General features: G+C 63.1%; 24 protein-coding genes, 2 tRNA genes and 1 pseudogene. 20 read left to right on the top strand and 7 right to left on the bottom strand.

Translation table 11 applies throughout. The annotated features are described in order from the left end of the window. Positions 1–45 precede the first annotated feature (45 nt). From Q4S45_RS19565 to Q4S45_RS19555, 3 genes are all read left to right on the top strand, one after another. A complete protein-coding gene (locus Q4S45_RS19565; protein ID WP_305507075.1) occupies positions 46–2067 on the top strand; it encodes a primosomal protein N' in 2022 nt (673 codons plus the stop codon). Positions 2068–2116: 49 nt separating this feature from the next. Continuing rightward, positions 2117–2926, top strand: a complete 810-nt coding sequence (locus Q4S45_RS19560) for a hypothetical protein (RefSeq protein ID WP_305507074.1) — start codon at positions 2117–2119, stop codon at positions 2924–2926. Between the two features lie 128 nt (positions 2927–3054). Next, complete coding sequence (locus tag Q4S45_RS19555) at positions 3055–4494, top strand: dihydrolipoyl dehydrogenase (RefSeq protein WP_305507073.1); 1440 nt, start codon at positions 3055–3057, stop codon at positions 4492–4494. Here Q4S45_RS19555 and Q4S45_RS19550 read toward each other — a convergent pair. Then, positions 4491–4976 carry an SRPBCC family protein gene (locus Q4S45_RS19550; RefSeq protein WP_305507072.1) on the bottom strand — a complete coding sequence of 162 codons (486 nt, stop codon included), beginning with the start codon at positions 4974–4976 and terminating at the stop codon, positions 4491–4493. The genes Q4S45_RS19555 and Q4S45_RS19550 overlap by 4 nt on opposite strands. Positions 4977–5089: 113 nt before the next feature. On the opposite strand from Q4S45_RS19550, the gene Q4S45_RS19545 reads away from it, so the two are divergent. Continuing rightward, positions 5090–7150, top strand: coding sequence for a UvrD-helicase domain-containing protein (locus Q4S45_RS19545; RefSeq protein ID WP_305507071.1), 2061 nt, complete (start codon positions 5090–5092; stop codon positions 7148–7150). 120 nt (positions 7151–7270) lie between these two features. Here Q4S45_RS19545 and Q4S45_RS19540 read toward each other — a convergent pair whose 3' ends face one another. Beyond that, positions 7271–7528 (bottom strand): hypothetical protein, encoded by a 258-nt coding sequence (locus tag Q4S45_RS19540; protein ID WP_305507070.1) that lies wholly within the window; start codon positions 7526–7528, stop codon positions 7271–7273. 89 nt (positions 7529–7617) lie between these two features. Between Q4S45_RS19540 and Q4S45_RS19535 the strand changes: the two genes are divergently transcribed. Further along, positions 7618–7821 (top strand): SlyX family protein, encoded by a 204-nt coding sequence (locus tag Q4S45_RS19535; RefSeq protein ID WP_305507069.1) that lies wholly within the window; start codon positions 7618–7620, stop codon positions 7819–7821. Further along, a complete protein-coding gene (locus Q4S45_RS19530; RefSeq protein ID WP_305507068.1) occupies positions 7821–8729 on the top strand; it encodes a polysaccharide deacetylase family protein in 909 nt (302 codons plus the stop codon). The genes Q4S45_RS19535 and Q4S45_RS19530 overlap by 1 nt, the downstream gene beginning before the upstream one ends. A 43-nt stretch (positions 8730–8772) precedes the next feature. On the opposite strand, the gene Q4S45_RS19525 is transcribed toward Q4S45_RS19530, so the two are convergent. Next, on the bottom strand, positions 8773–9270 hold the full coding sequence (locus tag Q4S45_RS19525; RefSeq protein ID WP_305507067.1) for a hypothetical protein: 498 nt from the start codon (positions 9268–9270) through the stop codon (positions 8773–8775). 108 nt (positions 9271–9378) lie between these two features. On the opposite strand from Q4S45_RS19525, the gene Q4S45_RS19520 reads away from it, so the two are divergent. From Q4S45_RS19520 to Q4S45_RS19485, 8 genes and pseudogenes are all read left to right on the top strand, one after another. Further along, positions 9379–9588, top strand: coding sequence for a hypothetical protein (locus Q4S45_RS19520; RefSeq protein ID WP_305507066.1), 210 nt, complete (start codon positions 9379–9381; stop codon positions 9586–9588). 253 nt (positions 9589–9841) lie between these two features. Continuing rightward, on the top strand, positions 9842–10360 hold the full coding sequence (locus Q4S45_RS19515) for a hypothetical protein (RefSeq protein WP_305507065.1): 519 nt from the start codon (positions 9842–9844) through the stop codon (positions 10358–10360). Positions 10361–10485: 125 nt separating this feature from the next. Then, positions 10486–10980 carry a GNAT family N-acetyltransferase gene (locus Q4S45_RS19510; RefSeq protein WP_305507064.1) on the top strand — a complete coding sequence of 165 codons (495 nt, stop codon included), beginning with the start codon at positions 10486–10488 and terminating at the stop codon, positions 10978–10980. Between the two features lie 85 nt (positions 10981–11065). Continuing rightward, on the top strand, positions 11066–11311 hold the full coding sequence (locus tag Q4S45_RS19505; protein WP_374046057.1) for a TMEM175 family protein: 246 nt from the start codon (positions 11066–11068) through the stop codon (positions 11309–11311). Continuing rightward, positions 11308–11775 (top strand): hypothetical protein, encoded by a 468-nt coding sequence (locus Q4S45_RS19500; protein WP_305507063.1) that lies wholly within the window; start codon positions 11308–11310, stop codon positions 11773–11775. Before Q4S45_RS19505 ends, Q4S45_RS19500 begins: the two co-directional genes overlap by 4 nt. Positions 11776–11810: 35 nt before the next feature. Continuing rightward, positions 11811–11984, top strand: a pseudogene (locus tag Q4S45_RS19495) (TMEM175 family protein); the annotation flags it as partial. Between the two features lie 77 nt (positions 11985–12061). Next, a complete protein-coding gene (locus Q4S45_RS19490; protein ID WP_305507062.1) occupies positions 12062–12364 on the top strand; it encodes a hypothetical protein in 303 nt (100 codons plus the stop codon). Positions 12365–12375: 11 nt separating this feature from the next. After that, positions 12376–12948: a TMEM175 family protein gene (locus Q4S45_RS19485; RefSeq protein WP_305507061.1), complete on the top strand. Its 573-nt coding sequence runs from the start codon at positions 12376–12378 to the stop codon at positions 12946–12948. Positions 12949–13056: 108 nt separating this feature from the next. Here Q4S45_RS19485 and Q4S45_RS19480 read toward each other — a convergent pair whose 3' ends face one another. Then, positions 13057–13245: a hypothetical protein gene (locus Q4S45_RS19480; protein ID WP_305507060.1), complete on the bottom strand. Its 189-nt coding sequence runs from the start codon at positions 13243–13245 to the stop codon at positions 13057–13059. 300 nt (positions 13246–13545) lie between these two features. Here Q4S45_RS19480 and Q4S45_RS19475 point away from each other — a divergent pair, with 300 nt between their 5' ends. The 3 genes from Q4S45_RS19475 to Q4S45_RS19465 all read left to right on the top strand — a co-directional run bounded on the left by Q4S45_RS19475 (position 13546) and on the right by Q4S45_RS19465 (position 18306). Further along, a complete protein-coding gene (locus tag Q4S45_RS19475; protein ID WP_305507059.1) occupies positions 13546–15675 on the top strand; it encodes a M3 family metallopeptidase in 2130 nt (709 codons plus the stop codon). 130 nt (positions 15676–15805) lie between these two features. Continuing rightward, positions 15806–17932 (top strand): M3 family metallopeptidase, encoded by a 2127-nt coding sequence (locus Q4S45_RS19470; protein WP_305507058.1) that lies wholly within the window; start codon positions 15806–15808, stop codon positions 17930–17932. A gap of 161 nt (positions 17933–18093) precedes the next feature. After that, complete coding sequence (locus tag Q4S45_RS19465) at positions 18094–18306, top strand: VF530 family protein (RefSeq protein ID WP_305507057.1); 213 nt, start codon at positions 18094–18096, stop codon at positions 18304–18306. A 182-nt stretch (positions 18307–18488) separates the two neighbouring features. Here the strand turns inward: Q4S45_RS19465 and Q4S45_RS19460 are convergent, their stop codons facing one another. Then, positions 18489–18752 carry a hypothetical protein gene (locus Q4S45_RS19460; RefSeq protein WP_305507056.1) on the bottom strand — a complete coding sequence of 88 codons (264 nt, stop codon included), beginning with the start codon at positions 18750–18752 and terminating at the stop codon, positions 18489–18491. 761 nt (positions 18753–19513) lie between these two features. Here Q4S45_RS19460 and Q4S45_RS19455 point away from each other — a divergent pair. The 3 genes from Q4S45_RS19455 (at position 19514) to Q4S45_RS19445 (ending at position 23726) form a co-directional block, all read left to right on the top strand. Beyond that, a complete protein-coding gene (locus Q4S45_RS19455; RefSeq protein ID WP_305507055.1) occupies positions 19514–19813 on the top strand; it encodes a DUF4404 family protein in 300 nt (99 codons plus the stop codon). Between the two features lie 243 nt (positions 19814–20056). After that, positions 20057–22267, top strand: coding sequence for a YgiQ family radical SAM protein (locus Q4S45_RS19450; RefSeq protein ID WP_305507054.1), 2211 nt, complete (start codon positions 20057–20059; stop codon positions 22265–22267). Positions 22268–22559: 292 nt separating this feature from the next. Next, entirely contained in the window at positions 22560–23726 is a 1167-nt protein-coding gene (locus tag Q4S45_RS19445) for a diguanylate cyclase (RefSeq protein ID WP_305507053.1), read from the top strand. A 451-nt stretch (positions 23727–24177) separates the two neighbouring features. On the opposite strand, the gene Q4S45_RS19440 is transcribed toward Q4S45_RS19445, so the two are convergent. Together Q4S45_RS19440 and Q4S45_RS19435 are read right to left on the bottom strand one after the other, a co-directional pair. Beyond that, positions 24178–24254 (bottom strand) — tRNA-Asp (locus Q4S45_RS19440). A 43-nt stretch (positions 24255–24297) separates the two neighbouring features. Next, positions 24298–24373, bottom strand: a tRNA-Val gene (locus tag Q4S45_RS19435). Between the last annotated feature and the right edge of the window lie 11 nt (positions 24374–24384).

The following is a 24384-nucleotide window of genomic DNA, read 5'->3' as shown; positions in this document are numbered from 1 at the left end:
TGGCGCCCCTGGGCGGCGCCTGGCGCAGGCCTGAACAGGGTCCCGATGACGTACTGCATCCTGACAATTGCGCTCGATACGCCGCTCAACAGCTGCTTCGATTACCGCTGGCCGTGCGCGCCCGGCGCCGAGCCCTTGCCGGGCCAGCTGGCGCAGGTCAGTTTCGGCCGCCGCGACGTAGTCGGACTAATTGTCGCGGTCGGCCAGACTACCGATGTCCCGGCCGGCAAGCTCAAGGATGCACTGGCGGTGCGCAGCCAGCTCTCGCCCCTGTCGCCGGAATGGCTGGCGCTGGCCGGCTTCGCCGCCGACTACTACCAGCGCCCGCTGGGCGAGGTAGCGCTGCCAGGCCTGCCGAAGAACCTGCGCGTGCAGACCACGGTGGCGCTGGACCGCGCGATCAAGAAGCTGGCCAAGTTCGACGGGGCGACCGACGCCACGCCGCTCGATATGCCGCCGCTTAATCCCGCGCAGCAGGAAGCGGCCGATGCGATCGGCGGCGCCGCGGGCTTCACCCCGATGCTCCTGTACGGCGTGACCGGCAGCGGCAAGACCGAGGTGTACCTGCAGGCGTGCGCGCAGGTGCTGGCGCGCGACGCCCAGGCGCAGATCCTGATCCTGGTCCCCGAGATCAACCTGACGCCGCAACTGGAAGGGAACATCCGCGCGCGCTTCCCCGGCCTGATGCTGGCCACGCTGCACAGCAGCCTGTCGGAAGGCGAGCGCATGCTGCACTGGCTGGCCGCGCACCAGGGCCAGGCCCGCATCATTCTCGGCACGCGCCTTGCGGTGCTGGCGTCGCTGCCGAACCTGAAGCTGATCGTCATCGACGAGGAGCACGATCCCTCGTACAAGCAGCAGGAAGGCCTGCGCTATTCGGCGCGCGACCTGGCGGTGTGGCGCGCGCGCCAGCTGGCCATTCCGATCGTGCTGGGCTCGGCCACGCCGTCGCTGGAGAGCTGGCACCACGCAGGATCGGGGCGCTACCGCAAGCTCGAACTGCGCGAGCGCGCGGTGAAGGACGCGGTGCTGCCGCGCGTGAAGCTGCTCGACATGGAAAAGGACCGGCCGAAGGACGGCCTGACCTCGCACCTGGTCGCGGCGCTGCGCCAGCGCATGGAACGGGGCGAACAATCGCTGCTGTTTTTGAACCGGCGCGGCTACTCGCCGGTGATCACCTGCGAGTCCTGCGGCTGGATCAGCGAGTGCACCCGCTGCACCTCGTTCATGGTGCTGCACAAGCCCGAGCACCGGCTGCGCTGCCACCACTGCAGCCTGGAGCTGCGCATTCCGCGCCACTGCCCGACCTGCGGCAACGTGGACCTGCAGCCGCTCGGGCGCGGCACCCAGCGCGTCGAGGAAGGCCTGCAGCAGCTGTTCCCCGAGGCGCGCATCCTGCGCATCGACGCCGACTCGACGCGCAGGAAGGGCAGCGCGCAGGAGGCGTTCGACAGCGTGCACCGCGGCGAGGTCGATATCCTGATCGGCACCCAGATGGTCGCCAAGGGCCACGACTTCAAGAAGCTGACGCTGGTGGGCATTCTTAATCCCGATACGGCGCTGTTCTCGCAGGACTACCGCGCCAGCGAGCGCCTGTTCGCGCAGCTGATGCAGGTGGCCGGCCGCGCCGGGCGCGCCGCGCGCAGCGAAGGCGGCAGCGTAAGCGAAGTGCTGGTGCAGACGCGCTACGCCACGCATCCGCTGTACGCGGCGGTGATGAACCACGATTACGACCGCTTCGCCAACGGCCTGCTGGCCGAGCGCAGGCAGGCGATGCTGCCGCCGTTCATGTACCAGGCCTTGCTGCGCGCCGAGGCGCGCGAGCTGGCCACGGCGATCGAGTTCCTCGAGCAGGCGCGCGATTGCCTGGCGGTGGACGGCATCACCATCAACGATCCGATCCCGATGACCATGACGCGCGTGCACAACGTGGACCGCGCGCAGCTGCTGGTGGAATCGAGCTCGCGGCCGGCGCTGCAGGCCTTCCTCAAGGAGTGGCTGGAGCTGCTGCGCGGGATGAAGAGCCGGGTCAAGTGGGGGCTGGAAGTCGACCCTCTCGACATCTAGGCCGCGGCGGGGTACGCTCCCGTTACCTTAATTTTTGCCAATAACAATAATGACAAAGCTGGTTGCAGGGGCGGCGCTCGCCGTCACGCTGGTATCGCTCGCCGGCCCGGCCGCTGCCGACCGTCCGTCGCCCGCTGAGAAAGCGGTCCATGCAATCGCCGGCGCGATGAAAACCGGCGACTGCGCCAGCGCCGCCGAACTGCTCAACGATGGCATCGCCAGGAAATACCCCGAGGTCTACCTGGTGGCCGGCAGCATGTTCGAAAACGGCGTGTGCCTGAAGCGCGACTGGAGCCGCGCGAAGCGCTTGTACATAATGGCTTACGATGGCGGACAGAGGGCGGCCGGCTACCGCCTGGCTGCGGGTTTTGCCGCCCCCGAAAACGGACCTGACTCAAGTTCCGCCCTGTGGTGGGCAAACCGGGAAAAGCACTTCGGATTCAAGAATTGCGCTGTCAGCGCTGAAGTCAATAACGACCCGGAGCGGTTTCGTGCCGAGTTGCGCACCTGGACGCAAGCGCGCCTCGAGGCGTGCAATTATCTGGTCGGAGTGATGACCACCATGGGCGGCGAATTCCGTTACCCGCTCAAGGCGACGCGTTACAGGCGGGAAGGCGCCTTCGTGTTGCGATTTGAGCCGGCCGTGCCGAGGTTCGCCATCAGGACCGCCGAGGCCAGCGAATTCGAGCCGCTGGGCGTTTTGGATGGGAGTGAACCAGTCGCACTGAAGAATGACAGAGGGGGATTCGCGAACGAGTTGCGCCAGACCGCCGAAAGGGCGTTGAAACGCTATCCGCAGCCACCGGACATTCCCGCGGATTGGTACGGCGACTTCCAATTCAATTTTTATATCCCCTGAGCGCGACTGCGGCGCTGCGCCCGGCCCGAGCGGCTTGTCATCGACTGGCGGCAACCCCGGGTTTGGCGCCGACGCGGGCATTTGGCCGGGCGGCGTATGATTGGCAAGCTTCCACTACTGCCATTCTCATGAAAACACTCGAAGTCGACGTCGCCATCATCGGCGCGGGCACCGCCGGCCTGTCGGCCTACCGTGCCGCGGCGGGGCAGGGCCGGCGCACGGTGCTGATCGAAGGCGGCCCGTACGGCACGACCTGTGCGCGCGTCGGCTGCATGCCGAGCAAGCTGCTGATCGCCGCCAGCGAGGCGGCCCACATGCTGCACGCGGCGCCCGGCTTCGGCGTGCATCCTGGCGACATCCGCATCGACGGCAAGGCGGTGATGGAGCGCGTGCGGCGCGAGCGCGACCGCTTCGTCGGCTTCGTGCTGGAAGGCGTCGACGAGATCCCCGCCGATGACAAGTTGCGGGGCCACGCGCGCTTCACCGGACCGCAGACCTTACAGGTGGGCGATCACACCATCGTCCACGCGCAACGCATCGTGATCGCCACCGGCTCGACGCCGACGGTGCTGCCGCAGCTGGCCAAGGCCGGCCCGCGCGTGATTACCAGCGACGACATCTTCGAACTGGTCGACCTGCCGTCATCGCTGGCGGTGATCGGCACCGGCGTGATCGGCCTGGAGCTGGGCCAGGCGCTGCACCGGCTTGGCGTGCGTGTGAGCTTGTTTGCGCGCGGCGGCAGCGTCGCGCAGGTTACCGATCCGCTGGTGCTGCACGCCGCCACCAAAGCCCTGTGCGAAGAACTCGACCTGCGCTTCCAGCACCAGGTCATCGACGGCAAACCGGATGGCGACACGGTGCTGCTGACCACCCGTGACGCCGCCGGCGCCGAACGCAGCGAACGCTTCGACTATGTGCTCGTCGCGGCCGGGCGCACGCCGAACGTCGGCGACATCGGCATCGAGCACACCGGCGTCGCGCTGGATCAATCGGGCATCCCGCTGTTCGACCGCTGCACGATGCAGTGCGGGACCAGCCACATTTTCATCGCAGGCGACGCCGACGACGAGCGCCCGGTGCTGCCGGAAGCGGCCGACCAGGGCCGCATCGCCGGCGACAACGCGGGGCGCTTCCCGGACGTGCGCCCCGGCCTGCGCCGCACCGCGCTGACCATCGCTTTCACCGAGCCGCAGATCGCGACCCTGGGCGCCACCTACCGCGAACTGTGCGCGGACGGCATGCCGAAGTTTGCCATCGGCTCGGTGTCGTTCGAGAACCAGGGCCGCAGCCGCGTGATGCTGCAGAACCGCGGCCTGCTGCGCGTGTACGGGGAATATGGAAGCGGGCGCTTTCTCGGCGCCGAGATGATCGGCCCGCGCGCCGAGCACCTCGGACACCTGCTGGCGTGGGCTTGCCAGGCGCGCATGACGGTGGACCAGATGCTGGCGATGCCGTTCTACCATCCGGTGATCGAGGAGGGCGTGCGCACCGCCCTGCGCGCGCTGCACGCGGAGCTGGCCAAGGGCGCCACCGACATCGGCGACGCCTGCGACGGGCCGGGCGTCTAGTTCAGGTAGCTGGCGTCGAGCCGGCCCGCGGCCGCCAGTTCGCGCAGGATGCGGATGACGTCGATGTCGGCCTCCTGGTAGGCCGACTTCTTGAATTCGTCGTACATGGCGTTGGCCGCATCGGTGGCGGCGTCGTGGCCGTCGTCGTAGCGGAAGCGCACGAACAGGCTGTGCTCGGACGGCGCCTCGATCGTCACCGTCAGGCTCGACGCGCTGATCTCGCCCTGCGCGTGCACTTCGTAGCGCACTTCCTGCATTGGCGTGAGCACCACGCGGTCGTCGATCGACAGTTCGCCGAAGCGGCGGTTGCGGCGGAAGCCCTCGCCGGTGCGCTCGCTGATGGTGCAGTCGTCCAGGTGCGGCACGAACAGCTTGGGCGAGTCGGCGTGCAGCACCAGTCCGCGCCACAGCTGCTCGCGTGTGAGCTTGTCGATCAGCGGGTTGAGCGGGTCGTTGATTTCGATGAGGTGTTCAAATTTCATGATGCTTTTTCTCTAATGACCGCGTAAAGCCAGATGGTAACGCATGATGGGCGGACGAGCCGCATCCGAGCGCGGTACAATGGCCGGCTGTAATTCTTCAAAGTCCCTTCCCGATGTCCAACGCCCCCAAGTTCGGCCTGAACGTTCCCCAGAGCGAGGCCGTCATCTACCTCGACGGCCCCTGCCTGGTGCTGGCCGGCGCCGGCTCGGGCAAGACGCGCGTGATCACCCAGAAGATCGCGCACCTGATCGAGGACCGCGGCTACGATCCGCGCACCATCGCCGCGCTGACCTTCACCAACAAGGCGGCGCTCGAGATGCAGGAGCGGATTGCCAAATTGCTCAAGCAGCCGCGCCAGGCCAAGCAGCTGACCGTGTCCACCTTCCACTCGCTGGGCGTGAAGATCCTGCGCCAGGAAGCGGCCGGCGTGGGGCTGAAGGACCGCTTCTCGATCATGGACAGCGACGACTGCTTCGGCCTGGTGCAGGATCTGGCGATCACCACCGACAAGCAGCTGATCCGCAGCATCCAGAATTCGATCTCGCTGTGGAAGAACGGCCTGGTCGATCCGGAAGACGCGATCCGCGACGCCGCCGACGAGGACGAGGCGCAGGCCGCGCGCGTCTATCGCAGCTACGTGGCGACGCTGTCGGCCTACCAGGCGGTCGATTTCGATGACCTGATCCGCCTGCCGGTGGAGCTGTTCCGCAACAACGACCCGATCCGCGACAAGTGGCAGCGGCGCCTGCGCTACCTGCTGATGGACGAGTACCAGGACACCAACACCTGCCAGTACGAGCTGGTCAAGCTGCTGGTGACCGGCATCGGCAAGAAGCCGATGTTCACGGCGGTGGGCGACGACGACCAGGCGATCTACGCGTGGCGCGGCGCCTCGGTGGAGAACCTGAAGACGCTGGGCGTGGATTTCCCCGACCTGAAGGTGATCAAGCTCGAACAGAACTACCGCTCGACCACGCGCATCCTGCAGGCGGCCAACGCGGTCATCGGCAACAATCCCAAGCTGTTCGACAAGAAGCTGTGGTCGGAGCACGGGCTGGGCGAGCCGATCAAGGTGCTCGGCATGCAGAACGACGACCAGGAAGCCGAGCAGGTGGCTATCATGATTTCGGCCGACCGCTTCCAGCGCAAGAACAAGTGGTCGGACTACGCGATCCTTTACCGCGGCAACCACCAGGCGCGCGTGATCGAGCAGTCGCTGCGCAAGGAGCGCATTCCGTACACGATCTCGGGCGGCCAGAGCTTTTTCGACAAGGCCGAAATCAAGGACATCATCAGCTACCTGCGCCTGATCGCCAACGACGGCGACGACCCGGCCTTCATACGCGCCGTGACCACGCCCAAGCGCGGGGTCGGCATGGCGACGCTGGAAGTGCTGGGCGCGTTTTCGAAGCAGTGGAACTGCTCGCTGTTCGAGGCGGCGTTCAAGGGCGGCATCGAGGCCAAGCTGGCGGATCGCCAGCTGATCCCGCTGCGCGAGTTCTGCAACTTCATCAACAACCTCGAGTCGCGCGCCAGCCGGCCGGGGCCGTCGGGCAGCGGCGAGAATGCCGCCGCGGTGCTCGACGACATGATGAAGGAAATCAATTACGAGTCCTACCTGTACGACACCTTCGAGGACCGCGCGGCGCAGAGCAAGTGGCAGAACGTGCTGGAGTTCACCAACTGGCTCAAGGAGCGCGGCTGCGGCGGCAAGGACAAGTCGGGCGAGGAAAAGAACCTGCTCGAGCTGACGCAAATGGTCGCGCTGATGAGCATGCTGGAAGGCCAGGACGAGGAGCCGGATGCGGTGCGCATGTCGACCCTGCACGCGTCGAAGGGGCTGGAATTCCCGCACGTGTTCCTGGTCGGCTGCGAGGAGGGGATTTTGCCTCACAAGGGCGACCCGGATGCATCGGTCGAGACGATCGGCGCGCGCGTGCAGGAAGAGCGGCGCCTGATGTACGTGGGCATCACGCGGGCGCAGCGCACCTTGCAGATTACCTGGTGCAAGCAGCGCAAGCGCGCCGGCGAGCAGGTGCATTGCGACCCGTCGCGCTTCATCAAGGAGATGGCGCTTGACGTGGGCGATGCGGCGCCGATGGAGTCCGAAATCATTTCGCCGAAGGACAGGCTGGCCAGCCTGAAGGCGCTGCTGGCGACGCCGAAGCCGTAATTATGCGAAATTTCGCATAATTTCCGAAGTCAGGGGTCTGGTCCTGCGGACCTGACCCCATTTTCAAGCACCCCAAGATGGGGTCAGGTCCGCGGGACCAGACCCCCGCACCTCGTTAAGTCAACAGCGAATCCCGAACGCGTCATGCCGCCCGCGCCGCTGCTCAGGCGAATTAAGCACCCGTTGCGCGACCTGCGGGTCGATCGCGTTACTTTCCATGTACTCCGCAGCCGCAGGCGTACCCAGCATCGCCTGCAGGATAATGCCAACTTCGACTTTTTGCGCAGTCAGCAGGTCCGGCCGTCCAGCCAGACGCGACGACACCGGGGGAGGCGCCACCGGCTCGATCGTTGGGTCTGTAATTGTTTCCATGCGCACATGTTGCTCCGGAATTGTCCGGTGTTCCGTGCGTTAGCGCTCATATGCGCACATCGCGCATAATGGCGGTTTTGCATCGGGATCCCGCCGTGAGTAACGAAGACCGTTTTGTCGATATCGAAATCAAGCTGGCGCACCAGGAAGACCTGGTCGAGTCCCTGAACGACGTGGTGTACCAGCAGAGCCGCCGCATCGACCAGCTCGAAGCGATGGTCGCGCAGCTGCTCGAACACGTGCGCAACGCCGCGCAGTCGGGGCCCGGCGCCGCCAACGAACCGCCGCCGCATTACTGATGCTGAAACGCCTCCTTCTGGCGGCCGCGCTGGCGCTGGCCACCTCGGCGCAGGCGCAATCGGTCGCGTTCACCTTCGACGACGGCCCCAAGCTTGGCGCCACGCCGCTGCTGACGCCCCCGCAGCGCAACCAGGCGCTGCTCGACACGCTCGATCGCAATCACGTTCAGGCCGCACTGTTCGTCACCGCCAGCAACGGCGCCGACCGGCCCGAAGGCTACGCGCTGGCGCAGGCGTGGGGCCAGGCCGGTCACGCGATCGGCAACCACACGGTCACCCATCCCGACCTCAACAGCGCCAAGCTCAGCCTCGCGCAGTATGAGCAGGAGGTGCTCGATTGCGACGCCATCATCCGCAACTTGCCCGGTTACCAGAAATGGTTCCGCTTCACTTTCCTGCGCGAAGGCAACACGCCGGAGAAGCGCGACGGCATGCGCGCCTTCCTCAAGCAGCAGGGCTACCGCAACGCCTACGTCAGCCTCGACACCAGCGACTGGCGCTTCGACGACAAGCTGCGCGAGATCCTCGAGAAGAATCCGCGGGCCGACCTGGCGCCGCTCAAGGCGCTGTACCTGTCGCACATCCGCCAGCGCGCGCTGGCCTACCGCGCGCTCTCGCAGCAATTGCAGGGACGCGACATCGCGCAGGTGATCCTGCTGCATCACAACTTGATCAACGCGCTGTGGCTGAACGACGTGATCGCGCAGTTCAAGACGATGGGCTGGAGCATCACCACGCCGGCGGCCGCGTTTGCCGACCCGGTCTACCAGCTGATGCCGGACCGCGCGGCGGCGGGCCAGAGCTTGCTGCTGTCGATGGCGCGCACTTTGGGCCTGGGAAAATTCAACGGCTGGGAGCGCCTGGTCGACGACGGCGACTACGAGATGGAACTGCTGAAGGGGATGTGAGCAAAATCGGGGACTGGTCGTGCGGACCTGTCCCCAAGTGGCATTACTTGTCCTCGAACGTAATCTGTCCCGACAGTTGCAGCTGGCCCTGGCCGGTGGTCATATCCGAGCCGCCGGCCAGCGTCCCGCCGCCGGTCGCCTTGGCATAGCGGCCATTGCCGCCGGTGACCTGGAACGTGGCGCCGCTGAACACATAATTGGCGCCCACGCCGGTCGGCACGAACTGGCCGCTGTAGCTGGCGAAGATCTGGTCGCCGGTGACGGTGACGATGACGAAACGCCCCTGGCTGAAATTAAACAGCGGCCCCGACGGCGTGATGCAATCGGACGCGATGAAGGCGACCCGGCCGGTGAGGGCGCCGTCGCCGTGGCCCATGATGGTGCCGCCGAAATTGGTCGGGCAGCGTGCCGATGGCCCGACGACTTCCTGGAATACGCCCGCGATCGCGAGGGGCTGGGTGGTTGGCGTTTTCGCCAGGGCGCCGGCCGACGCCAGCAGCAGGAGGGAGCTCGTCGCGACGCGCAGGGAAGTTTTCAGCATGATTGCTCCATTTGATTAAAGATGAGCCAATGATATATTTTGCTTAAGACAACGCGCGCACGCCTGAACATCCGGCGAACCTGACCCATCTGCGTTTGGAGGGAGACGATGAAGTTCAATATCTACGGCCGATTCCAGCTCGAGGTCCGGCGCGCGAACGATTCCTGGGAGGCGTATCGCCTGGAAGGCGGCAAGAGGCGCAGCGTGGACGATTTCGTCATTCCATCCACATTCGACGAAGCCGAAATCGCCACCTACCTCGATGACCTGTACCACGAACTTTCCGGGCCTGGCCAACGGATTGAGGTAATTCTCTGAGGCGTAGCGAACAGGCGAAATTTCGCAGATCGCGGTGAAGCTGGCACCCGCGATTGCGGTACGATCATGGTTGAGTGTTGTTCCGACTGTTGAGGGGTCGAACAGGCGCAGCGAGTGAGCCGCGCACGAATCGTAGGTTGAGTCGAGCGCAGGCGCACGAGCTGGCTTGCCTGCAGCGATGGAGTACCTCGCACGTCGCTTCGGATGACTACCATTTCTTGAAGCGCACGCCGACTCTGATCAGGAGCTATTCATGCAACTGCTATCGCCATCCCAATGTTCCGACTGGCTCGCGCTCAGGAGGATACAAGAGTCGCCCTACGGTAGCCGGCCGGCAATGGACACGTGGGATGCGCAGTTCCGTATTGGACGGAATCCGCATGCAGCGCACGCCGCGATGGTGGCTGCTGTGTGTGGTCAACCGCTTCGCAAAGATGTCTTGATTCAAATTACCGACTGGTCGTCGTTCGAGACTGAGCCATTGCCCGATTCGCTCAATCTACTTCAGGATGCATATGATGGCGCGGGATTGAAGACCTTTTGGAGCGGCGGAGTTGTATTCACTCCCAACGACGAATTGACCCTTGAAGAATGCTGCCAATTCATACAAGCGGAAGGCATGAGTGCATATCTTTACGCCCCTTCGCCGCAGGTGACATTGTATTTTTGGGAGGGAGATATTCTTGACGTTTGGACGTCGAGTGAAATTTCATTTGGATCGATTAATAGTTCGTTGCTGCTTGCTGGAGCGCGACTAATCCATGCGGTCTAGCTGTGCGGTGACTGTGTAATAAGAAACATAGAGAAGCCCGTGGGCAAAGGCAGACTTGAAGGAAAGCGCCTGTGTAAGAGTTACCCCCTTTGCCTTGAGTAGAGCTGGTGAATTATGATGTCAGAATGAATACGTCCACAGATTATTCCTGCATGAGCATGGCCACTCATGCCGCTGGCGTACTGATTCGACGCGCTGATCCAGGCGATCGACACCGGCTCACGGAACTGATGCATTCGTCGAGTGCGTACCGCGGGAAATATGCCGCCATCCTGGCGGGCTATGAAATATCGCGCGAACAAGTAGAAAACGACCTGATGTATGTCGCCGAGTATCGTCACCAGTTGGTCGGTTTCTTTTCGCTGACTAATCCGCGAAACAACCCGGAGCTTGACTTGATGTTCGTGAGCGACGACGCACAAGGCAAGGGAGTCGGACGACTCCTTTTTGACCATCTTCGCACAGTCGCTCGCGAGAATTGCGTGACACGCATCGACATCGTTGCACATCCTCCTGCAGAAGAGTTTTACCTGCGCATGGGAGCCTTTCGGAGCGGTACAAAGGAAGCCGGAGGCAGAGTATCGTGGGAAAGGCCGGTGCTTTCTCTTGAAATCAAGTAAGCATCGATATGAATAGGCAAACCGAAGCAGGAAGTCGCCATTCAGCCGTTTCTGATAGCTTGCCAGTTCTTTGGTACTGCCAAGTATGTTTTTCCATAGCGAAAATAGCGCCAGCTGTGCGGCAGCAGCGTTCAGTGATGGCGTCATCGCGATCGTTACCACGATTATGGTGATCGAATTGAAGGTGCCGCACGGCGCCTCGCTCAACGACCTGCTGGCGGTGCTGCCCGTGCTCGGCAACTACGTCCTCCAGCATCATCTACGTGGGTATTTATTGGAACAAGCTCCAGCATGCAAGTTACCCCTTATCCCAAATATGGATCCAACATGACGAAGATACGAGATAAAACAATTTTTAGTGGCTTACTCTGTTTAGTCGTGCCGCTTTTTTGCTTTGCTGAGCCATCTGCTGATCCACTGGTTGGAGTTTGGAAGCACAGCGCTTTTGTCCAGCTGTCCGATGGCAAGGTGGTTCGCAAATATGATTCTGCTGATGGGGCAACGCTCGAATATCGCGCCAATGGGACATGGCGTTTGAAAAATCCACCGCATCAGTCCTCCGGCACCTATCGTTGGACGAATGGACTCTTAGAATCAACGATCACAGGTTCAGATTTACCGCACCAGATTGGTTTCACCTCCATGAAGAAAGCCACCATACATGATCAAACACTCGTGCTCGTCATGGACTACGATGAAGAGGGTATGAAAGCGATGCCGGCGCGTCCAGACGGAACACGGCCGAAGTCGATGACGGCGACGTCGACGTTCCGAAAAATCACAGCCGTCAAATAGTTTCGAAAACGGTCGCAATCACTCAGAGGGTCCCGATGGCCAAAGGCAGGCTTGAAGCATTCAGCGACGGCGTCATCGCCATCATCATCACGATCATGGTGCTCGAACTGAAGGTTCCGCACGGCGCCTCATTCAACGATCTGGTACCGCTGCTGCCCGTGCTCGGCAGCTACGTCCTCAGCTTCATCTATGTGGGAATTTATTGGAACAAGCTCCAGTATGGAAGTTACCCCACTACTCACGCCGACCTCCCGCCAAACCGAGCAAACTTACCTAGGCTGAAACTATGGCAGAATTGATCTGGACAGCGCCGATGCACTACTACTCCCGTAGCGATGAAGCTGCGTTTTTCGGATGGCTTCAGTCCATCCCTGGAGTGACGGGCATACGTGGCCAAGGGCACGAGCTCGTAATTCGGCTCAAGTCGAAGAAGCTGTCACAAACTGCGTTGCGTGAACTGCTTGCGCTTTATCGTCGTTACGGTGGCGACATGTCGGAACTGGAGCAGTTTGCGAACGATACCAACCGTTCTTGGTTCCAAAATCCTGATGCGTACTGGTATAACGCGGTCTTTGCCAGCCAACGTTAAGTGGACATCACATGGGTAAGAACAGACTGGAAGCGTTCAGCGACGGCGTCATCGCCATCATCATCACCATCATGGTGCTGGAACTCAAAGTCCCGCACGGCGCCGACTTCAAAGTTCTACTGCCGCTGTGGCCCGTCTTCATGAGCTACGTGCTCAGCTTCATCTACGTCGGCATCTATTGGAACAACCACCACCACATGCTCCACGTGGTGCAGCAGATTAGCGGCGGCGTGCTGTGGGCAAACTTGCACCTGCTGTTCTGGCTGTCGCTGACGCCGTTCGTCACCGCCTGGATGGGCGAGAACCATTTCCAGACCGCGCCGGTCGCCGCTTACGGTTTCGTGCTGCTGATGTGCGCCATCGCCTACACCATCCTCGCCCGCGCTCTGACCGCGCACCATCGCGAGAACAAGGCGCTGGCCGACGCCATCGGCAGGGACACCAAGGGCTGGATCTCGATCGCGCTTTACGTGACGGGCATCGCGCTGTCGCTGTGGTATCCGTGGATCGGGTTTGCGCTGTACATTTGCGTCGCGATCATCTGGCTGGTACCCGATACGCGCATCGAGAAACGCGTCGCGTGATCAGTCGTTCCTGCGAAGGCAGGAACCCATGCCGAGCCAGATGGCCGCTTGCGCTTACCGCGCCAGGCGAAGTCAGCATAGGTACCAGCCTTCGCTGGAACGGCAACCTTAGATCGACGGCACATGCAAGCGGCCGTCGTCGCCGAGGACCAGGCCCTGCCACGTCGCCGGCTTGCCGGTGACTTCCCACGCCAGAATCTGCTGCGGCGTGCGCCCCATGCCACCGCGCACGGCGGCCAGCTCTTCCCGGCCCAGAAGTTCAGCATTCGGCAGGTCTTTGATCGTCACGGTTTTCATTTCAATTCTCCTTAAAGAAAAACGGTTTGGGATTGTGGACATCAAGCTTGCGAGCTCGATGTATTCATATGCAGGGACCGTGCCAGCACGATCCTCAAGGGAGGCCAGCGCGCAGATGGTGGCGCGCGCCCAACAGTGAGTCGAAAGTGTCGGTTCGAATCCAACCAAACGCGGCGAAATCCCTGTCGCGTATTGACACATGCATACATCGACGGACGGAAACTGCCCTGCTATGATCGTGCGCTCATGTGCTGCCGCTTATCCAGCCGCAGCTTTCCCCAAGCGCCCGTGAAAGATGCCATGACCCGTCCACACCTGCTGATAATCGCCGCAAGCCTCGCCCTGATCCAACCTGCCATCGCCGCCCCAGCCGCCCCTGCGCTGGACGCGTCGAACCCGTTTGCAAAAATCAGTTCGCTGCCGTTCCACTATCCCGCCTTCGACAAGATCAAGGACGAGCACTTCCTGCCCGCCTTCACGGCCGGCATGCGCGAGCAGCTGCGCGAAATCGACGGCATCGCCAACAATCCGAAAGCGCCGACCTTCGACAACACCATCGTCGCGATGGAGCGCTCGGGCCAGCTGCTCACGCGCGTGAGCACCACCTTCTCGAACCTGCAGTCCGCCAACACCAACGACAAGCTCGATGCGATCGACACAGAGATGTCGCCCAAGCTGGCCGCGCACGCCGACGCCATCTACCTGAACGACAAGCTGTACCAGCGCGTCAAGACGCTGTACGCCAAGCGCGCCAAGCTGGGCCTGGACGCCGAATCGCTGTTCCTGCTCGAGCGCTACAACAAGGACTTCGAGCTGGCCGGAGCCAAGCTGTCGGCCGCCGACAAGGAAAAGCTGAAGGCCCAGAACGCCGAAATCGCCAGCCTGCAGACGCAGTTCTCGCAGAACGTGCTGAAGGAAGTTGCAGCCTCCGGCCTGGTGGTCGACACCCGCGCCGAACTGGCCGGCATGTCCGACGCCGCGATCGACGCGGCCGCCGCCGAAGCGAAGAAGCGCGGCCTGGGCGGCAAGTTCGTCATCGTGCTGGGTAACACCACCGGCCAAGCGCCGGAGACCGTGCTGACCAACCGCGCCGTGCGCGAGCGCCTGATGGCAGCGTCGCTGGCGCGCGGTAGCCGCGGCGGCGAATTCGACAACCGCAACGTGGTGCTGCGCCTGGCCAAGCTGCGCGCCGAACGCGCCACGCTGCTCGGCTATCCTAACTTCGCCGCCTACTCGCTGACCGACCAGACCGCGAAGACCACCACCGCCGTCAACAAGCTGCTGGCCGAACTGGCCAAGCCGGCAGTGGCCAACGCGCGCAAGGAAGCGGCCGAAATCCAGAAGGTGATCGACGCCGGCAACGGCGGCTTCAAGGCCGACGCAGCCGACTGGGACTTCTACACCGACAAGGTGCGCGCGGCGAAGTACAGCTTCGACGAGAACCAGCTCAAGCCTTACTTCGAATTGAACAGCGTGCTGACCAACGGCGTGTTCTTCGCCGCCGGAAAGCTGTATGGCATCTCGTTCAAGGAGCGCAAGGACCTGCCGGTGTACGACCCGGACGTGCGCGTGTTCGACGTGTTCGACACCAACGGCAAGCAGCTCGCCATCTTCATCGCCGACATGTACGCGCGCGGGAACAAGAAGGGCGGCGCCTGGGAGAACGATTACGTGGCGCAGTCCACCCTGATGGGCACCCACCCGGTCGTGGCCAACCACCTGAACATTCCGAAGCCGCCGGCCGGTGAGCCGACCCTGCTGACGTACGATGAAGTGAAGACCGCGTTCCACGAATTCGGCCACGCGCTGCACAGCATGTTCTCCAACGTGAAGTACCCGCGCTTCGCCGGCACCGCCGTGGCGCGCGACTTCGTCGAGTATCCGTCGCAGGTCAACGAGATGTGGGCCGTGTGGCCTGAAGTGCTGGCCAACTACGCCAAGCACTACAAGACCGGCGCGCCGATTCCGAAAGAACTGCTGGACAAGGTGTTGGCCGCGAAGAAGTTCAACCAGGGCTTCATCACCACCGAATACCTGGCCGCGTCGCTGCTCGACCAGCGCTGGCACCAGCTGACGCCGGCGCAGATTCCGACTGACGTGCTGGCGTTCGAAGCGAGCGCGCTGAAAGAGGGCGGCGTCGACTTCCCGCTGGTGCCGCCGCGCTACCGCACGACCTACTTCTCGCACACGTGGTCGGGCGGCTATTCGGCCGGCTACTACGGCTACCTGTGGGCTGAAAAGCTCGACGCCGACACGGTCGAATGGTTCAAGGAGAATGGCGGCCTGCAGCGCAAGAACGGCGACATCTTCCGCAAGGCGCTGCTGTCGCGCGGCGGCACGATGGATGCGATGGACATGTTCCACAACTTCCGCGGCCGCGATCCGATCATCCAGCCGCTGCTCGAGCGCCGCGGCCTGACCGCGCAATAAGCTCGAAAATGGGGTCAGGTCCGCCGGAGCTACGGCGACGCCTAGTCCCCGCCTTTATCGCCGCAGCATGCAGTATCGGGGTCTGGTCCTGCGGACCTGACCCCATTCTTGAATTCATCGACAGCATAAAATGACCCGCCCACACATTCTCCTGATCGCCTCCGCAATGGCTATCTCCTCGATCGCCCACGCCGCCGCCCCGAGCGCCCTCGATCCGGCCAACCCGTTCGCCAAAGAGAGCGCGCTGCCGTTCCACTACCCGGCCTTCGACAAGATCCACGACGCCGACTACGCGCCGGCCTTCGCCGAAGGCATGCGCCAGCAGATGGCCGAAATCGACGCCATCGCCAACAACCCGAAGCCGGCCACGTTCGAGAACACCATCGTCGCGATGGAGCGCTCCGGCCAGTTGCTGAACCGCGTCAGCAGCGTGTTCGGCAACCTGTCCGGCGCCAACACCAACGACACCATGAAAGCGCTGGACCGCGACCTGGCGCCGAAGCTCGCAGCGCACAGCGACGCGATCCGCCTGAACGCCAAGCTGTACGCGCGCATCAAGTCGCTGTACGACAAGCGCGCGTCCCTGCACCTCGACGCCGAATCGGCCTGGCTGCTCGAGCGCTACAACACCGACTTCGTGCGCGCCGGCGCGCGCCTGTCGCCGGCCGACCAGGCCAAGCTCAAAGCCATGAACGCCGAACTGGCCAGCCTGCAGACCAGCTTCGGCCAGAACGTCCTCAACGAAGCCAACGCCTCGGCGCTGGTGGTCGACACCCGCGCCGAACTGGCCGGCATGAGCGACAAGGCGATCGACGCCGCGGCAGCCGAAGCGAAGAAGCGCGGCCTTGATGGCAAGTTCGTGATCCCGGTCGTCAACACCACCGGCCAGGCCTCGCTGTCGGTGCTGACCAATCGCGCCACGCGCCAGCGCCTGCTGGACGCATCGCTGAACCGCGGCAGCCACGGCGGCGAGTTCGACAACCGCGACATCGTCGTCAAGATGGCGACCCTGCGCGCCGAACGCGCCAAGCTGCTCGGCTACCCAAGCCACGCCGCCTACATCCTGGAAGACCAGACCGCGCACGACACCGGCGCCGTCAACAAGCTGCTGGCCGAACTGGCCAAGCCTGCGGTGGCCAACGCGCGCAAGGAAGCGGCGGAGATCCAGAAGGTGATCGATGCCGACAAGGGCGGCTTCCCGGTATCGGCCGCCGACTGGGACTTCTACTCGGACAAGGTGCGCGCCGCGCGCTTCAACTTCGACCAGGAGCAGCTGCGTCCCTACTTCGAGCTCAATAACGTGCTGACCAACGGCCTGTTCTTCGCGGCCGGAAAGCTGTACGGCCTGTCGTTCAAGGAGCGCAAGGATCTGCCGGTGTACAACCCGGACGTGCGCGTGTTCGACGTGTTCGACGCCAACGGCAAGCAGCTGGCGATCTTCATCGGCGACTACTACGCACGCGGCAACAAGCGCGGCGGCGCCTGGATGAACGCCTACGTGTCGCAGTCGAAGCTGATGGGCACCCATCCGGTCATCGCCAACCACCTGAACATCCCGAAGCCGGCGGCCGGCGAACCGACCCTGCTGACCTACGACGAACTGCGCACGCTGTTCCACGAGTTCGGCCACGCGCTGCACGGCATGTTCTCGGACGTGAAGTACCCGCGCTTCTCCGGCACCCGCGTGCCGCGCGACTTTGTCGAGTTCCCGTCGCAGGTCAACGAGATGTGGTCGGTGTGGCCTGAAGTGCTGAAGAACTACGCGAAGCACTACCAGACTGGCGCGCCGATGCCGCAGGAACTGCTCGACAAGGTGATCGCGTCGAAGAAGTTCAACGAAGGCTATCGCACCACCGAGTACCTGGCCGCGTCGATCCTCGACCAGCGCTGGCACCAGCTGGGGGCAGGGCAGGTGCCGACCGACGTGCTGGCGTTCGAAGCGGCGTCGCTGAAGGACGCCGGCATCGACTTCGCGCCTGTGCCGACGCGCTACCGCACCACCTACTTCTCGCACGTGTTCTCGGGCGGGTATTCGTCGGGCTACTACGGCTACCTGTGGGCCGAGCGCCTGGACGCGGATACGGTCGAATGGTTCAAGGAGCACGGCGGCCTGACGCGCAAGAACGGCGACTACTTCCGCAAGATGCTGCTGTCGCGCGGCGGCACGATGGACGCGATGAAGATGTTCAAAAACTTCCGCGGCCGCGATCCGGTCATCGAACCGCTGCTCGAGCGGCGTGGCCTGACGGCGCAGTAAGCGACGGTTCGCGCAAATGGGACCCCCGCTTTCGCGAGGGCGACGCTAGTTGGTCGTCCTCGCGAAAGCGGGGACCCCATTGTCCTTCGCCCTGGCGCGTCGCCCGGCGGCGTCATTACGATATATACTTTTCACAACAACCCCAAGGAATCACGGCTGCAATGAGCGTTCAGGATTTACACGGCATCACCCTAGAAGCAATCCTGACCCGGCTGGTGGATCACTACGGCTGGCAGCAGCTCGGCAAGCGCATCGAAATCAACTGTTTTATCAGCGACCCGAGCATCAAATCGAGCCTGAAATTCCTGCGCAAGACCCCCTGGGCGCGCACGAAGGTTGAGGAGTTGTACCTGGAGACGCAGTTCACCGACTAAAGCGAGAGCGACCATCCTGAAAATCCTGCACGCCGCTTCGCGCGGTGGCACGCTGGGCGCGATGAAGATGATTCAGGACGTCCCTGGCCGCGATCCCGTCATCAAGCGGCGCGGCTGAGAGCCGAATAAACAAGACAGAGCGTCGCCCGCCGCTCGCCGCAGGCAGGCTCTTTAATTTTTGCCTAGTGCCTGTGACGACCGGTAGTTCGCCCTATTTTCTTAATGCCGTGCAGCAGGACCATGAAGGGGCAGACGAGGGATGTGATCAATAGCGTTGGAGCGAACGAGAGAATGAAGTCGCGGCAAAGAAGCTTTGGCATCGCGACAAAGGTTATGGCGATCAAAACAAGCGCGAGGCTGACGAGCGATATTAACCAATAGCTCAAGACAAGGATCAGAAATGAGTGGGATTTCTCATTTTCGTCGGCGTTCTTGGTTTTCGGCATTTTGGCATCCTGTATTGAATCGAAGGAAAATTTCACCTCATAACTCCACGGCAGCCGGCCATACCATGAGCACTATTTTGCGCTCTACGCGGGGCTCTTCGCAGGGCAGATTTAATCGGCCCCCCGTGCTCGAATTGGCGCCTAAGAAACATATGCACGCCTGCTTTGCCGGGAGCTAAACTTTCCCACTAGTGCGCGGATTTGGGGCTCGGGGAGTAAATTCCACATCCAGAACTGTTCGTGTATGCGAAGTATAGGCCTACACCTGCACCGATCACTCCCCCGAGCAGCGCGCCGGGACCGGCCAAGGCAGTGTCTATAATCCCGGCGATAGCGCCCCGGCAATCGCACCTAACGCGCCGCCCGCGCCGAAGCCAGCATGGGCGTCAGTTTTGCAGTCGGACACATTACGTACGCCACCACCCGAAACACTTTCGATTTCATCCGGCAAAAGTTCTCTCATAATTCCTCCGCATTTGAGTCATTGTCGAGCAAGGTCCAAATTTGTTGCGCTTTTTAAAAAATACAGTTTTCTTCAGCCTGAAATAGAAGCTTAATTTGCAACAGGTAATGCCATACTGATAATCCGCAATAGCCGGGGTGCTAGAGTTAAGCTGGGCAAGCTGCACCGCTGGCGCGTCGCTATTTGACCGACTATCCGAGTCCGCATCTCCTGCTCCCAGCCGTACATGGCCGCGCGAATCGATTTGGGTGTATAAAAGCCGTATAGACTTGCAGAAGTTGACCTACCGGAGAAGACTATGCTGAATGAGAACGCATCGAACCTGAAGCAGCATCTGAAGACCCTGCGCGCCGACCTGGCCAGCACGGGCGAGGTGGACGCGGAACTGAAAGACCTGCTGCGCCAGCTCGACGGCGACATCAAGACCCTGCTCGAACGCCGGATGGCCGAGGACGCGGGCACGGTCGAACCTGAGAGCACCACTTACGGCCTGGCCGAACGCTCGCAAGAGATCACCGCCAAGTTCGCGGCAAAGCATCCGCGCCTGGAGCCAGCGCTGCGCGAGCTGGGGAATATGCTGTCCAACATGGGCATCTAGACTCCGGCTTGTCGTTCCTGCGGAGGCAGGAACCTATACTCAATACGCTCAGCATGGGTTCCTGCCTTCGCAGGAACGACGACCAAGTGGCTTCCAAGCTATTGATACTTAAGCACTTTTTGCCAGCATCAGGAGTGGTGCAGGTGTTTTCCGGTACAATACCGCCCAATGAACTCCCCAACAAACCTGTTTGCGACCGTCCCCAAGCGGTCTAGCCGCGCTGCCGCTGCGCCTTTCCTGCCGATGTCCCGCGCCGAAATGGACGCGCTCGGCTGGGATTCCTGCGACGTGATCCTCGTCACCGGCGACGCCTATATCGACCACCCGAGCTTCGGCATGGCGCTGGTCGGCCGCCTGCTCGAGGCCCAGGGCTTCCGCGTCGGCATCATCAGCCAGCCGGACTGGCACTCGGCCGACGCCTTCCGCGCGCTGGGCAAGCCGAACCTGTACTTCGGCGTCACCGCCGGCAATATGGACTCGATGGTCAACCGCTACACGGCCGACCGCAAGATCCGCTCCGACGACGCCTACACGCCCAACGGCGAGCCGAACAAGCGCCCGGACCGCACCGTCACCGTGTACGCCCAGCGCGCGCGCGAAGCGTTCGCGGACGTCCCGGTCATCATCGGCTCGATCGAAGCCTCGCTGCGCCGCATCGCCCACTACGATTACTGGTCCGACAAGGTGCGCCGCTCGGTGCTGCCCGATTCGAAGGCCGACCTGCTCCTGTTCGGTAACGCCGAGCGTGCGCTGGTGGACCTGACGCATCGCCTGGCCGCCGGCGAAAATATCAAGGACATCCGCGACCTGCGCGGCACCGCCTTCATGGTGCCGTCGGGCTGGCTGCCGGCCGACGACTGGTCGGTCGCCAACTCGACCCGGGTCGACGTGCCCGGCAAGGTCGACGCGCATCCCGACCCGTATGCGATGGCCCAGGAAGACAAGAGCGCGTGCGCCACCGACAATGCCGCCGCGGCGCCCGAAGTGGTCAAGCCGATCCGCATCATGACGCGCGAAGAGCGGCTGGCGCTGGCGAAGGAAAAGCACGACAAGACCGTAGTGCGTCTGCCCGCCTACGATGTGGTCAAGGACGATCCGGTGATGTACGCGCACGCCTCGCGCGTGTTCCACCTCGAATCGAACCCCGGCAACGCACGCGCGATGGTGCAGGCGCACGGCGAGCGCGACGTCTGGCTCAACCCGCCGCCGCTGCCGCTGGCGATGGACGAGATGGACGGCGTCTACGACATGAGCTACGCGCGCGCTCCGCACCCGAGCTACGGCAAGGCCAAGATCCCCGCGTGGGACATGATCCGCTTCTCGGTCAACATCATGCGCGGTTGCTTCGGCGGCTGCACCTTCTGCTCGATCACCGAGCACGAAGGGCGCATCATCCAGAGCCGCAGCGAGCCGTCGATCCTGCGCGAGATCGAGCATATCCGCGACAAGACCAAGGGCTTCACCGGCACCATCTCGGACATGGGCGGCCCGACCGCGAACATGTACCGGCTGGCGTGCAAGGACAAGAAGATCGAAGTATCGTGCCGGCGCCTGTCGTGCGTGTACCCGACCATCTGCGTCAACCTGGGCACCGACCACAGCAAGCTCATTTCGCTGTACCGCAAGGCGCGCGCGATCCCGGGCATCAAGAAGGTGTTGATCAGCTCCGGCCTGCGCTACGACCTGGCGGTGCGCTCGCCCGAGTACGTGAAGGAACTGGTCACGCACCACGTCGGCGGCCTGCTGAAGATCGCGCCGGAGCACACCGAAGAAGGCACGCTGTCGAAGATGATGAAGCCGGGGATCGGCGCCTACGACGAGTTCAAGGCCATGTTCGACAAGTACTCGCTCGAAGCGGGCAAGAAGCAGTACCTGATCCCGTACTTCATCGCGGCGCACCCCGGCACGACCGACGAGGACATGCTGAACCTGGCGCTGTGGCTGAAGAAGAACAACTTCAAGCTCGACCAGGTGCAGACCTTCATGCCGACGCCGATGGCGATGGCGACGACCATGTACCACTCGCGCAAGAACCCGCTGAAAAAAGTCACGGCCGATTCGGAAGTGGTCGAGACGGCGAAGAGCGGCAAGGTGCGGCGTTCGCACAAGGCCTTCCTGCGCTACCAGGACCCGGCCAACTGGCCGATCCTGCGCGAGACGCTGGTGAAGATGGGGCGCGGCGATTTGATCGGCAATGGCGACCGCCACCTGGTGCCGGCATGGCAGGCGTCGGAAGACGGCGGGCTGGCGGCAGGGGAGCGCAAGCGTCAGACCTCGGGCGCCGGCACGCTGGACAAATTTGCCGCGGCGCCGAAGCGGGCCACCGCGCGCGCGACTGCGCCGGCGCCGTTCATCGCGCCGGAGTCGAAGGTGCGGCCGTCGATCCTGGCGACCATCAAGACCAAGCCGAAGGCCGCTGCGCCGGTGGCCAAGGCGCGCGCCGGGCGCAAGTAAGGCAATGGGGTCAGGTCCGCAGGACCAGACCCCGCACTTCGTGACGCGCCCCATGCGGCATCGGGGTCTGGTCCCGCGGACCTGACCCCATCTTCCAACCATTGCAAGTGTCGCATCGCGCACACACATGCATACGTCCCGCTACCTTTCCTCATTTCCGTGTAGTATAGTTCTTGGCGGAAACAGTCATTGTAATTTGGATATCTGTTCCGCATAGCAGGCATCCCGCCCGCATGACGACGACCGCCGCCTCGCCCCCAACAATTGCGCAGGCCGGCACAAGGAACAGGCAGTGATCGATATCAGGACCTTCATGCTGGTGCTCGCCATCGGCAATATCGGGTTCGCCATGCTGATGGCGGGCTACGCGCGCACGGCGGCGGCCAGCCCCGCGCTGCGCGTGTGGGCCTGGGCCAAGCTGGTGCAGGGCTGCGCCCACCTGCTCGGATGGCTGCGCCCGGACCTGCCCTGGATCGGCGTAGCCGTCGCCGCCAACACCTTCCTTATCGCCGGCGCCGCCTCCGAAGCGGCCGCGTACTGCACCTTCTTCGGCTACGCGCGCTGGCGCCGCGTGCTGTATCCATGCACCGCGCTGGCGCTGCTGGCCATGCACGGCGCGCGCTTCGCCCACGCCTCGCCCAATACGCTGGTGATCCTGATGTCGATGATCATCGCGCTGTACACCGCCGCGATGGCGGCGATCCTGCTGCGGCCCGGCGCCGGCCACTCGATGCTGCAGCGCCTGATCGGATTGAACGGACTGGCCTTCTTCGCCGCGATGAGCCTGCGCGCATACAGCGGCATCGCGCACGGTCACATGGCCGTGTTCGCGCCTGGCGCCGTACAAAGCATCACTTACCTGGCCGGCTACCTGCTCATGATCGTCAACGGCTTCGGCTTCCTGTTGCTGTGCAAGGAGGAGGACGATCAGCAGATGGCGCGGCTGGCCACCATCGACAGCCTGACCGGCCTGGTTAACCGGCGCGCCTTCTTCGAGCGCACCGAGAGCGCGCGCCTGCTCGCGACTAGGCTGCGCAGCCCGATCGCGCTGATGATGATCGACATCGACCACTTCAAGCGCCTCAACGACCGCTTTGGCCACGCCACCGGCGACGAGGCGCTGTGCCTGTTCGCGGCCACCGCGCAGCAGACCTTGCGCGACCACGACATCATGGGACGGCTGGGCGGCGAGGAGTTCGCGCTGGTGTTGCCGGGGACGGAACTGGAAGGCGCGGTGCTGGCCGCCGAACGGCTGCGCGGCGCGGTGTCGGCCGCGCACATGTCGGTCAGCGGCGGCACGTACGGCATGACGGTCAGTATCGGCGTGGTGGTGATCGATCCGAACGAGCATATCAACTCGGCGCTGGCGCGCGCGGACCACGCGCTGTATGCGGCCAAGAGCGCGGGACGCGACCGGGTCGAAGTGGGGCAGTCGCGCTTGAGGGTGGTGGCCGGTTGAAGATGGGGTCAGATCCGCAGGACCAGACCCCGGCTCGCGGCCGGCGCTGTATCGGGGTCTGGTCCTGCGGACCTGACCCCATTTTGATCTGAACTGGAAAAAGAAAAAGCCCCGACAAGCGGGGCTTTTTCATTGATGCTGGCGGAGCGGACGGGACTCGCCTACCTTCGGCAGGCCGCCGAATCGCTTGCAAGCGATTCGCTTCGAGTCCCAATCCGTGCTTCCCGCAGGGGAAGCACTCTGACCCGTATATGTAATGAAAAAGCCCCGACAAGCGGGGCTTTTTCATTGATGCTGGCGGAGCGGACGGGACTCGCCTACCTTCGGCAGGCCGCCGAATCGCTTGCAAGCGATTCGCTTCGAGTCCCAATCCGTGCTTCCCGCAGGGGAAGCACTCTGACCCGTATATGTAATGAAAAAGCCCCGACAAGCGGGGCTTTTTCATTGATGCTGGCGGAGCGGACGGGACTCGAACCCGCGACCCCCGACGTGACAGGCCGGTATTCTAACCAACTGAACTACCACTCCGTATTACTCTGATCGGTACTGCTGATCATGATGCAGTCATGACTGGTGGGCGCTGAGAGGCTCGAACTCCCGACCTAAGCCTTGTAAGGGCTCCGCTCTACCAACTGAGCTAAGCGCCCGCACACTTCAT

Source organism: Massilia sp. R2A-15, from assembly GCF_030704305.1.
Classification (GTDB): Bacteria; Pseudomonadota; Gammaproteobacteria; order Burkholderiales; family Burkholderiaceae_D; genus JAFCUW01.
Note: the sequence above shows the minus strand (reverse complement) of the source record. Positions and strands in the feature narration are given on the sequence as shown.